Genomic DNA, 11,753 nt, shown 5'->3' with positions numbered 1-11,753 from the left:
ATGAAAGTACCCAATCAATTTTCTCTTTTAAATTGATTGGGTATTGTTAGAATTACTTAAAAACGTAATGATAAACAGCTTAAGCCACCATCATGTTTTCTGAATTCAGACATATCAAGTTCAATTGTTTGATAGCCTAGATCCAGTAGTTTACGATTTGTTTCTGGATAGCCAGCTGGAATAATAATATAATCATTTACTTGAATACAGTTAGCTGAATATTCATCTTCTTTAGGAATTATGATTTTATCGTAAGATTCAAATGCAGGGTGGTCGACAAACTCACCAGCTAGCACCATGCGATTTTCCCCAACATAGGCAATTCCTGTTTTTAGATGGAAGAACTCTTTTAATGGGATAATAGTTGCCTCATAACCCTCTTGCTCAACAATTTCTTTAAATTGCTGCGCTCCTTCTTCATTTGTGCGATCTGAAATCCCTACGTAAAACTTTTTCTCTGCCTGTAATACATCTCCACCATCAAGTGTTCCAGAACCTTTAATATAGTAAATTTTTTCATAGAATTGCTTTACAGCTGGTTCAATTTCTTCAATTTCACGGTTACGAGCTACTGCTCCAGGATTCGATATAATAGCAAACTCAGGTGTTAATACGGCTGTATCCTCTACAAATGTTGAATCTGGAAATGCTTCATTCGCTGGTAATTGAGTGACCTCAACACCACATTTTTTTAAAGCCTCTACATAGTTTTCATGCTGTTCAAACAATTTTTCTAAAATGGGCTTCCCTAAATCACTAGTTGTTAAACCGTTTACAAAACTATTTCCTGGATTTTTGACAATTACATTTTTGAACATATTCATCTTCTCCTTTATCCTCTTACTACTGGGCAAGTTAAACATGTTGGCCCACCAGTTCCTTTAACAGTAATTTCATCGCCTTTATATTCATACACAGTTGCTCCAGCATCAAGTAGCTGTTGCTTTGTTTCTTTGTTGCCTTGAGGAATCACACATACCCTTGGTGCAAGCGCTAACACATTACAGCCTAGCGCATCATATTCATCCTTCGGGACTTCTACTAGCTGGATGCCACGCTCAATTAGCAGCTGTCTGAAAAATACTGGCATTAGGCGCGAATGCACAACAGCTAAATCTCGGTCTACCATACTTATGAAAGACATTAAATGTAAACACTCAGCTTCACCTAGATCATGTGGTAGCTGTACAACTATAAATTCATCTACCATATCGGCTGTCATTTCCTTTAACTGACGAATGGCTTCATCGTTTGTACGATAACCTCTCCCCACTACGAGCGTTCGATCATCTAGCCAAACAATATCTCCACCGTCTGAAACCGCCTCACCTGTAAGTTCACCAATGACTGGAATACCTTTTTCCTGTAAAAAGTCCTTGTATACTGCCGCTTCTGGTTGTCTTAATTTTTTGCCAGACTTCAGTATAATGGCACCATTTGGTGTGAATTTAACTGGATCATGTGCGTAGAGCGAATCTAATCCTACTTCATCTGCTATTGGCAAATAATCAATAGTCTCAACATACTTTTCAAGAATCCCAATAAATTCAGCATATTCACTTAGAGCTTCTTCATAATTAGGCTCAGATAAGTAGTTAAATGTTTTCCATTCATCACTAAGATGTTTCTGACTTCGGAAAGCATCTTTTGGATCTTTTACTATAACGTGTTTCAAAGGTGCATACATTGATGAACAATAATGCATTCCTTTCACCTCATTTCCGTGTAGTGGAAAACGTTTCCGTTAAGAGGAAAGTTTATATGAAGAATATATTCGTTTTATGCTATACTGTCAATATATTTAGAAAACTTTTATTTTTCTTTTAATCTATATTGCATGCACTCTCGGAGAAAAAGTTATATTAGTATTTATGCAAATACACTTAAAGAACCCTTTTGTACTTGTCTTAAATAAAAATACAGCTTTTGTTTAGACTACTAATCCGTTCGAGGATATTGGAACTAGACGTAGATGGAGAATAAAAATAAAATAGGAAGAAGGGAGGTGGGACAAATGCAATTATTAGAACGGGCAATGACGATTGCGAAGGTTTTAGCTGCTGATGCAAACGACAGTAGCTTGTCCATTTCAGAGCTTTCTACTAAATGCGATTTACCGCTAAGTACTTTACATAGAATTTTAAAAGCCATGATTAAACAAGGGATGATTGAGCAAGATGAGCAGACCAAACATTATCGGCTTGGAACTATATGGATGGAGCTTGGCTTACAGGTGTATGATACGATGGATTATATTAGCAAAATCAGACCTGAGTTAGAACGATTAGCCAGAGAGGTTGAAGAAAGCGTTTATTTAAGTAAACCAGCTGGATTAGATACGATTATTATAGAACGGATAGACAGTGCAGCAAATCCGATTCGTATTTATGATCAGTTGGGGATTCGTATACCCATGCATATCGGTGCGGCCAATAAAGCCATACTTGCCTCCATGTCAAAGGCACAATCAAAGGAAATTTTAGAACAACTTGTAGATAAAGATGAAATGGCCGAATTAGAGGAGCAGCTTCAACAAATTCGACAACAAGGCTATGCAATAAGTCATGGAGAAAGAACTGCAGGTACATCCTCCATTGCTGTCTCTGTTTTAGATGGTTTTGGTGAAGTGATAGGCGCAGTCAGTATTGGTTTTGTGAGCTTTAATGTCTCTCAAGATCATATTAATACATTAATTAAGCGTTTAGTTGATACTGGTAGACGTGTATCGACGAAACTTGGTTATCGAGGAAAAGGATAGGAGAACGGCTACCGAAAAAGTTTCCCTACTTTTTCGTCACTGTTTTATGTCTGTAAAGGTTTTTTTCTTGAAAGGTTATGTGAAAACTGTTGCACTGAACGCCATCGTATGTTAAATTATTATGGTATGTGAAATACCGAACTGAAATAATAATCTTTCAGCATCAACAGTAAGGAGGGAATACAACATGCCAAAACAATGTGTAATCACTGGACGTAAAGCTCGTACTGGTAACAACCGTTCCCACGCTATGAACGCTAACAAACGTACTTGGGGTGCTAACCTTCAAAAAGTTCGTATCTTAGTTGACGGTAAACCAAAACGTGTATGGGTTTCTGCTCGTGCATTAAAATCAGGTAAAATCGAGCGCGTTTAATCGCTGCTTCTAAAAAATCGATTTCGCATTGAGCGCAATCGATTTTTTTCTTTGATTAGTATTCTATAAGAAAGTAAAAAAATCCGACTAACATTAGTCGGATTTTTTTACTTTCTTATCTTTTTTAAATAGGTTAATACACGTACGCGTGATACTACTCACGAATTTCGGCAATTGGAACGTATATACTTTCAGGACTCTCTCCCCCTTACGCTAATCTATGCTTCTTATCATTAAACATATGCCTTGTGAGAAAGATATAGACCCTGAAGTTCCTATTATTTCATTACTTGTAAATCGAGATGTTCCTAAAGAAATTTCCTCATTCGTTGTTTCATATTTTACTTGTCGTAATGTTACATCTTGAATAGGCTCCTCGTGAGCGAAAAAAGACAAGTATCGGTATCGATCATCTGCATAAATGGTATGTGTACCTGGTAGTAAAAATTGCAACATATTTGAGTGATTGATAATCTTTAGCTCAATTTGAGGACGCTCCTTTTGTAATCGATAAATGGAACGAACGGCTGCCTCATAATGATCTAAACGCCCACCCGTCACACCTGTCAAAACAATTTCTTGCGGTTCATACGTATAGGCTTTGAGCAAAGCTAAGTCCGTGTCTGTTTCATTTTTCTCTTCTTGAAAACGTTGTTGATCATTGGTTTGTGCCATCACTTGTCGATATTCTTCATCTGTTAAAGAATCAAAATCACCAACAATGGCATGAGGAGTAATTCCCTGCTCAATTAAATATAAAGCGCCACGATCTGCCCCGATAAACACAACATCCTGTTGTTGCTGAAATGACGAAAATGAACAAAGCTCATTTTTTGGACCACCTGCACAAACAACGACTGTCGTCATCCTTTAATCGCTGCCTCGCCAGCCAATAAAATCTCTTGAAGGGCAGCTGTTCGATCCTCTTTACTATAGATGGCTGATCCTGCTACAAAAATAGTCGCTCCAGCCTGTGCACATGGAACAATTGTTTCAGCAGTAATACCACCATCAATTTCAATGGCAATAGCTAAGCCTCTCTCTTTAATAATTGCTGATAATGCTTCTATTTTAGGCACAACAGAATGGATAAACTTTTGTCCACCGAACCCTGGATTTACAGTCATTAATAATACCATATCGATATCTTCTAAAACGTGTTGTATAGACTCTATCGGTGTATGTGGATTTAATACGACACCAGCTTTTACACCATAAGAACGGATTAATTGAATTGTTCGATGTAAATGACGGCATGCTTCTACATGTACTGTAATATAGTCTGCTCCAGCTTTTGCGAACTGTTCAATATATAGATCTGGATTTTCTATCATTAAATGCACATCTAATGGTAATTTTGTTAATGGACGGATAGCATCTAATACGATGGAGCCAAATGAAATATTCGGTACAAAGTGACCATCCATTACATCAATATGAATAAGTTGTGCACCTGCTTGTTCTACTTCTTTTACTTCTTCACCTAACTTTGCAAAATTCGCTGCTAAAATTGATGGTGCTATTTGTATCATCATTAATACCTCGGCTTTCGATCCATAATTTCTTGCATAAATTGTTCATAATGCTTGTAGCGGTAGTCCCGAATTTCTCCTGATTCTACTGCTGCCTTTACTGCACATTTGGGCTCTTTCAAGTGTAAGCATCCTCTGAATTTACAATTATCCGCTACTCTAGCCATTTCAGGAAAACATACACCTAATTCTTCTTTATCAATTTCGTCAAAATCAAAGGAACTAAATCCAGGCGTATCTGCCAATAAACCATCACAGACCTCTATCAATTCGACATGACGAGTGGTATGTTTTCCTCGTCCTAAGCTTTGGGATATAATATCAGTTTTTAAGTTCAACTCTGGAATGAGTGTATTGAGCAAGGTTGATTTCCCAACACCTGATTGGCCAGCTAAAACAGTGGTTTTTTCCTTTAAAATAGGACGTAATCGTTCAACTAATTCTTCTTCATCTTTATATGTTTGCAAAACTGTATAGCCCATGCTTTCATAATCTGCTATATAATTTTGTAATTCCGCACGTTCGTCATTTTCTAGCAGATCCATTTTTGTTAAACAAATAATAGGATGTACATGGAATGATTCTAACACAACTAAAAAGCGATCCAGTAAAATGGTATTGAAATTGGGCTCTTTTACAGAAAATACCAAAATACCTTGATCAATATTAGCAATTGGCGGACGCACCAATTCATTTTGACGCTCTAAAATCTTTTGTATAGTCCCATCAGAACCTTCTGTTTCCATTGTATACTCTACAATATCGCCGACAAGTGGAGATTCGCCACGATTACGAAATACCCCACGTCCTCGACATTGAATCAGTTGATGTCCATCAAATACATAATAATAACCGCTTAATGCTTTTCTTATTTGGCCTTGCGCCATCCAATTCCTCCTTAATCGACATCATTATAATTAACTTTGCCTTCTAAAATTATTTCTGAGTCACGGATTATTCTATAACTCGCATCTTTGCCATCTTCAATTGTAAGCTGAATGTTGTATGGCGTATCACTTAAAATTTCAAATACTTCAACAGGTTCAGACAATGTATGATTTTTATCTTGAATTTCAATTCGAATGTTTTGAGCTATTCCCTCTTCTGTAGGTTTATACTCAATTTCTACAGGTATGAGACGTAGTTTATCAGGTTGTTTCGCTGGTCCTTTACTTATTACAACCGATAGCATAGAACCTTCTTCTACCATAGTACCCGCTTTTGTCAATTGCGAAATTACACTGCCAGCTGGGATCGACTCATGATATTCTTCACGAGATATACGCCAATTAAGCCCCACTCTATTCACATAGTCATCCATATCAGCTTTCGTATAATTTACAACGTTTTCAACCCTTACCATCCTAACTCCTTGGCTTACTTTAAACGTGATGGTTTCCTCTTTTGCTACTACTTCTGTATCCGCTGGAATACTTTGCTCAATAATCCTGCCTTCTGGTTCACGCGAAGGAACATCCTCTTTTATTACATCTTTATACTTACCTTTCAATAAAGCTTCCACCTGACTATAATTCTGACCCACATAATTATCTACAGTCGTCATCTCTACACCTAAACTAACGATTAAGTCTACCTCTGAGCCTTTTTCACGTAATGAATTCTTTGCTGGGTCCGTTTCAATGACCTTTCCCTTTTCAATTTCCTCATGATTTCGCTCCTGATGCTCTTCACCAACAACAAATCCATCTGCTTCTAATTTTTTTGTCGCTTCCTCTATTGTTAAGTTTACTACATCCGGTATAGCCACTTTTTTCGGGCTAAATAAATCTTTTGCAAATATAAAGAATAAGAAAATGACAATCGCTGCAATAAATAGTCCTGCAACATACTTTGGCCAATTTTTCTTCTTTGCCTTAACGGGAACTGGTTTTTCTACAGGCTTTTTAGGCTGTGGTTGAGATGGAGCTTTAGCTTCCATAATTGGTTCAATCACTCTTGTTTTGGTTAAATCTTCGTCTTTTTTATGCATCTGCTCTTTAATGATGGGAATAGCCTTCGTCACATCATTATCCACAGGTATGACAAATTTGGGATTGTTGATTCTAGATGGTGATAGAACGGTTTCCAAATCTTCATACATTTCTTCCACTGTAGTATAACGATGGGATGCATCTTTGGCAGTAGCCTTTAGTACTACATTTTCCAAGCTCTGAGGAATCGTTGCATCAAAAGCACGGACAGAAGGCGTTTCTGCTTGTAAATGCTTAAGTGCAATTGAAACAGCCGATTCACCAGAAAATGGAAGTTCACCTGTTAATAATTCATACAACACAATACCGAGTGCATAAATATCCGATTTGTTTGTAGCCGTACCACCACGAGCTTGCTCTGGCGATAAATAATGCACCGTACCAAGCACAGAGTTTGTTTGAGTAAACGATGTAGCACTTAACGTCATGGCAATACCAAAATCCGTAATTTTCACATTGCCTTCTGCATCCATTAAAATATTTTGCGGTTTAATATCACGGTGGATAATATGGTTTTCATGGGCATTGGCAATGGCAGATGTTAATTGCTTCATAATATGCACACTTCTCGCAGGAGAAATCGGTGCAAATTCTTGTATGTACTGCTTTAATGTTTTTCCTTGAACATATTCCATCACAATATAATGTAGATCTCCATCGTCACCTACATCATAAACACTAACAATATTCGGATGTGTAAGACTTGTAGCAGACAGTGCCTCACGTTGAAAACGTCGATGTAATTCATCCTCATTGGAAAAATCATAGCGTAATATTTTAATGGCTACATCACGATTTAAGATCATATCGTGTGCTAAATAAACATTGGACATACCTCCGCCACCAATGAGTTCTATAATTTTATAACGGTCACTAATTCTTTTACCTACAAGCATTCTTACACCTCCTCATCCTTTTTTGTTAGTAGCACGAGGGAGATGTTGTCTTCTCCCCCGCTGGCATTTGCTAATTCTACAAGTTTACGTCCCTTCTCCCCAATGGAATCTGGATACGTAATAATAGATGCCATTTCATAAACAGTTAGTTTATTGCTTAATCCGTCTGAACAAATGAGTAAATACGATTCTGATGCTAAATCTACTTCATAAAAGTCTGGTTCAATTGTTTCCTCTGTTCCAACTGCCTTTAAGATGAAATTTTTCTTTGGATGTGTCAAAGCTTCTTCTTCGCTTATCTCACCATTTTCAACCAAGACGTTCACATATGAATGATCTCTTGTTATTTGTTGTGCACCATCTTCAAAGAAATAATACACACGACTATCTCCAACATGTGCAATGAAGCAATGTTGTTCTTCGATTAACACCGCAATAAACGTCGTGCCCATTCCTTTACAGTCTTCATGTGATAAAGAATAGTCATATATAGTTTTATTCAATTGCTTAACTGTTTGTAATAACCATTCTTTTTTTGATGTTGTGGATACAAAATGATGTGTGTCTGCCTGTAAAAAAAAGGATTCCATCTGTTTGATTGCCATATCACTTGCTACATCACCAGCATTATGACCACCCATGCCGTCTGCTACAAGTGCTAGTGCAAGCCCATCTGGACGTTTAAAGAATGCAGCACGGTCCTCATTAATGGATCGTTTTAAACCAATATCACTTTCGACTGTGTATTCCAATACTGGTCACCTCGTTTCTTCAGATCTCTCTTGTGCACGTAATTGACCACACGCAGCAGCGATATCTGAACCTTGCTCTCGGCGGATCGTTACGTTAATACCATTTTTCTTTAATGTTTTTTCAAAAGCAAAAATTTGACTACGAGACGTACGAACATAATCACGTTCTGGTACATAATTTACAGGGATTAAGTTGACATGACATTTAATTCCTTTAATTAATGCAGATAGCTCCTCAGCAATTTCTACTGAATCATTTTCGCCAGACATTAATCCATACTCAAAACTCACTCGTCGACCTGTTTTTTTAGTATAGTATCGCACAGCTTCCATTAATTCTTCCAATTTATAAGCACGAGCAATTGGCATGAGCTTTTGACGTGCTTCCTGATTTGGCGCATGCAGCGAAACAGCAAAGTTAATTTGTAATTGTTCATCTGCAAATTGATAAATCTTCGGAACAATACCAGATGTTGATACTGTAATATGACGTGCACCGATATTTAAACCTTTTTCATGGTTGATCACTTTTAAGAAGTTCATCATTGCATCATAATTATCGAAAGGTTCGCCAATACCCATAATGACAATATGTGATACTCGCTCACCCAATTCATCTAATGTTTGCTGCACTTTGACAACTTGCTCCACGATTTCTCCTGCCAATAAATGTCGCTTCAAACCACCTAAAGTAGAAGCACAAAACGTACAGCCAATTCGACAGCCAACTTGTGTAGTTACACAAACAGAATTTCCATACTCATGGCGCATTAATACAGTTTCTATTGAATAACCATCCTGTAATTGAAATAAAAATTTAATGGTACCATCTTTAGATTCTTGTTTAATAATGGTTGATAGTGTGGATAGTGCAAAATTTGCAGTTAGCTTTTCGCGTAATCCCTTTGAAAGGTTTGACATTTCTTCAAATGTCTTTACACGTTTATTATACAACCAGTCAAAAATTTGAGCAGCACGGAAAGGCTTTTCGCCATTTTCCTTTAACCATTCTTCTAATTGATGAGGCTGTAAAGAATAAATGGATTCTTTTAAATTTGGTTTTTCTTTTTTTTCACGTCGAACGGGCTTTTCTTCCGCTTCTTCAACTAAATCGTTAATACGTTCATTAAATTTCTCTTGATCCACCATTAGTTGGATTCTCCTTTTTTACGAAAGGCGGCGACAAAGAAACCGTCACTGCCAAAGTCTTGTGGAAAGACTTGAAGCATGCCATTAGCTTGCTTTTCCGCTAATTTTGTTGGTAAAGATTCTAGTTGTATAGCTTCCATTTCTGGATGTGCTGTTAAAAAGGCTTTCACTGTGCCTTCGTTTTCCTCTATGTCGACTGTACACGTACTATATACAAGCTTACCATCTATTTTCAATACTTTCGTAGCTGCATCGAGTAAAGCTAACTGGATTTTTTGAAGACTTTCTAAATCTTCTTCTCGCTTTGTATATTTAATATCTGGCTTACGTCGCATAACCCCTAATCCACTACACGGTGCATCGACTAAAATAGCATCAAAAGACGCTGCTTGTAAAAAGTCCGGTGCTTTCCGTCCATCGATTGGGGCTGTTTCAACAATATCAAGCCCTAGACGCTCTGTATTATGGTCGATTAAATCTAATTTATGTGGATGAAGGTCTGTTGCTAAAATGGAACCTTCATTTTTCATTATTTCGGCTATATGCGTTGTTTTTCCACCAGGTGCCGCGCACATATCCAAGACACGCATACCTGGAGATGGATTTAGCACGTTAGCAGGTATCATTGAACTTTCATCCTGAATAGTAATCATACCTTCTTTGAAGGCTTTTGTACGAGCTGGTTGACCGTTTGTAATGTGTAAGCACTCTGGTATAACATCGCTTTGCTTAGCAGTTAATCCTTCTGCCTCTAACTCGGCAATAGCTTGCTCAACAGTTGCTTTTGTTGTATTAACACGCACTGTCTGCACAGGTGGTCTATTATTTTCATGCAACATTTCAGTCGCTACTTCCAGACCGTAGTTATCAACAAATCGTTGTACTAGCCAAACTGGATGACTTGTTTCAATAGAAAGACGCTCAATTGAATCTACTATGTCATCTGTTGAAGAGACTCCACTGCGTAACACCGATCTTAATACGCCATTGACCGTCGAAGCAATCCCACGATGTCCTCGACGCTTGGCAATTTCTACTGCCTCGTTTACTGCAGCGTGTGGAGGGATACGTGTTAAATAATGGATTTGATACAACGATATTCTTAATAACCAGCGCACCCAATGATCGATTGAACCGCGAATAAACGGCTCTAAATAATAATCAAGCGTCATTTTATGCTGTAAAGTACCATACGTTATTTCAGTTAATAAAGCACGATCTTTTGCTTCAATTTTATGTCGTTTAATTGTTTCATTTAGCAGTAAGTTGCTATAGGCCTGATTTTTATCAACTGCTAATAGAATTGATAATGCGGCATCTCGTACATTGCCATCCCAAATCACTACACTTTTTTTACTCATTGAAATTGGTCCCCAATCTGTAATTTAGAACCTGTCCCACGTAAATATTCCTCTGCGGTCATGCGCTTTTTACCAGCTGGTTGCACATCATATAATGCTAAAGTTGTCCCATTGCCAGCTGCTACCACAAAATGATCTTTTTCGATTGCCACCACTGTACCAGGATTAGCCTCATGCTTACTTTTGCCAATAGTTGCCCACCAAATTTTAAAATGACCATCCTCAAAAGTCGTATAAGCAACAGGCCACGGATGAAGACCGCGCACTTGATTGTATAAAGTAGCAGCATCATTTGTCCAATCGATACGTTCCTGCTCCCTCGAAATATTACTTGCAAAGGTAACTTGAGCCTCATCTTGAACTGTACGGTTATTTGTACCATTTATAATAGAAGGAAGTGTTTCCTTAAGTAAGTCACACCCCACTACGCTTAGCTTATCAAAAAGTCCACCAGTATGATCATCTTCCTCAATAGGAATTGCTTTTTGAGAGATAATATCTCCCGCATCAAGCTTTTCTGCCATATACATGATTGTTACCCCTGTTTCTTTTTCACCATCCATGATGGCTTGGTGAATCGGAGCACCTCCACGATATTTTGGTAATAGTGAGGCATGGACATTAATACAGCCAAGAGCTGGTGCATCCAATAGCTCTTTTGGTAGTATTTGTCCAAATGCTGCTGTTATCACTAAATCGGGCTGTAAAGCAAGAATTTGCTGTAACTCCTCAGAGCCACGCAATTTTTCGGGTTGAATAATGGGTAAGCCAAGTTCCAAGGCTGTTGCCTTCACAGGCGGCGGTGTTAGTACTCGCTTACGCCCAACCGGACGATCTGGTTGGGTCACAACTGCTTTAATAGCATAACCTTCATCATGTAGCATACGCAAAATAGGTGCGGAGAAGTCAGGTGTCCCCATAAAAACGATAGATGTCAT

13 protein-coding genes are annotated in these 11,753 nt (G+C 37.9%); 2 read left to right on the top strand and 11 right to left on the bottom strand.

Going from position 1 to position 11,753, the window contains the following annotated elements; genetic code table 11:
* Window positions 1-56 precede the first annotated feature (56 nt).
* Window positions 57-818, bottom strand: coding sequence for an arginine deiminase family protein (locus tag MHB65_RS05050; RefSeq protein WP_205441906.1), 762 nt, complete (start codon window positions 816-818; stop codon window positions 57-59).
* A gap of 14 nt (window positions 819-832) precedes the next feature.
* Window positions 833-1,705, bottom strand: a complete 873-nt coding sequence (locus tag MHB65_RS05045; protein ID WP_205441905.1) for an arginine deiminase family protein — start codon at window positions 1,703-1,705, stop codon at window positions 833-835.
* Window positions 1,706-2,014: 309 nt separating this feature from the next.
* Between MHB65_RS05045 and MHB65_RS05040 the strand changes: the two genes are divergently transcribed.
* Window positions 2,015-2,758, top strand: a complete 744-nt coding sequence (locus tag MHB65_RS05040; RefSeq protein ID WP_342442674.1) for an IclR family transcriptional regulator — start codon at window positions 2,015-2,017, stop codon at window positions 2,756-2,758.
* Between the two features lie 187 nt (window positions 2,759-2,945).
* The gene (rpmB, locus tag MHB65_RS05035) at window positions 2,946-3,134 is read left to right on the top strand and encodes a 50S ribosomal protein L28 (RefSeq protein ID WP_004227417.1); all 189 of its coding nucleotides are present in this window, start codon (window positions 2,946-2,948) and stop codon (window positions 3,132-3,134) included.
* Window positions 3,135-3,227: 93 nt separating this feature from the next.
* Here the strand turns inward: rpmB and spoVM are convergent, their stop codons facing one another.
* The 9 genes from spoVM to fmt are packed head-to-tail and all read right to left on the bottom strand — an operon-like array spanning window position 3,228 to window position 11,753.
* The gene (spoVM, locus tag MHB65_RS05030; protein ID WP_099805045.1) at window positions 3,228-3,329 is read right to left on the bottom strand and encodes a stage V sporulation protein SpoVM; all 102 of its coding nucleotides are present in this window, start codon (window positions 3,327-3,329) and stop codon (window positions 3,228-3,230) included.
* Between the two features lie 18 nt (window positions 3,330-3,347).
* Complete coding sequence (locus MHB65_RS05025) at window positions 3,348-4,001, bottom strand: thiamine diphosphokinase (protein WP_342442673.1); 654 nt, start codon at window positions 3,999-4,001, stop codon at window positions 3,348-3,350.
* Window positions 3,998-4,666 (bottom strand): ribulose-phosphate 3-epimerase, encoded by a 669-nt coding sequence (rpe, locus tag MHB65_RS05020; RefSeq protein WP_342443696.1) that lies wholly within the window; start codon window positions 4,664-4,666, stop codon window positions 3,998-4,000. The genes MHB65_RS05025 and rpe overlap by 4 nt, the downstream gene beginning before the upstream one ends.
* A 2-nt stretch (window positions 4,667-4,668) precedes the next feature.
* On the bottom strand, window positions 4,669-5,553 hold the full coding sequence (gene rsgA / locus MHB65_RS05015) for a ribosome small subunit-dependent GTPase A (protein ID WP_205441902.1): 885 nt from the start codon (window positions 5,551-5,553) through the stop codon (window positions 4,669-4,671).
* 11 nt (window positions 5,554-5,564) lie between these two features.
* Window positions 5,565-7,553, bottom strand: coding sequence for a Stk1 family PASTA domain-containing Ser/Thr kinase (gene pknB, locus MHB65_RS05010; protein WP_205441901.1), 1,989 nt, complete (start codon window positions 7,551-7,553; stop codon window positions 5,565-5,567).
* A 2-nt stretch (window positions 7,554-7,555) separates the two neighbouring features.
* A complete protein-coding gene (locus MHB65_RS05005; protein ID WP_205441900.1) occupies window positions 7,556-8,305 on the bottom strand; it encodes a Stp1/IreP family PP2C-type Ser/Thr phosphatase in 750 nt (249 codons plus the stop codon).
* Between the two features lie 6 nt (window positions 8,306-8,311).
* Window positions 8,312-9,454, bottom strand: a complete 1,143-nt coding sequence (gene rlmN, locus MHB65_RS05000) for a 23S rRNA (adenine(2503)-C(2))-methyltransferase RlmN (RefSeq protein WP_243456039.1) — start codon at window positions 9,452-9,454, stop codon at window positions 8,312-8,314.
* On the bottom strand, window positions 9,454-10,815 hold the full coding sequence (gene rsmB, locus MHB65_RS04995) for a 16S rRNA (cytosine(967)-C(5))-methyltransferase RsmB (protein ID WP_342442672.1): 1,362 nt from the start codon (window positions 10,813-10,815) through the stop codon (window positions 9,454-9,456). Before rsmB ends, rlmN begins: the two co-directional genes overlap by 1 nt.
* The gene (gene fmt / locus MHB65_RS04990) at window positions 10,812-11,753 is read right to left on the bottom strand and encodes a methionyl-tRNA formyltransferase (protein WP_342442671.1); all 942 of its coding nucleotides are present in this window, start codon (window positions 11,751-11,753) and stop codon (window positions 10,812-10,814) included. The genes rsmB and fmt overlap by 4 nt, the downstream gene beginning before the upstream one ends.

Origin of the sequence: Lysinibacillus sp. FSL K6-0075 (assembly GCF_038592945.1) — a bacterium.
Classification (GTDB): Bacteria; Bacillota; Bacilli; order Bacillales_A; family Planococcaceae; genus Lysinibacillus; species Lysinibacillus fusiformis_F.
This window is presented reverse-complemented; position numbering and strand designations above follow the sequence as displayed.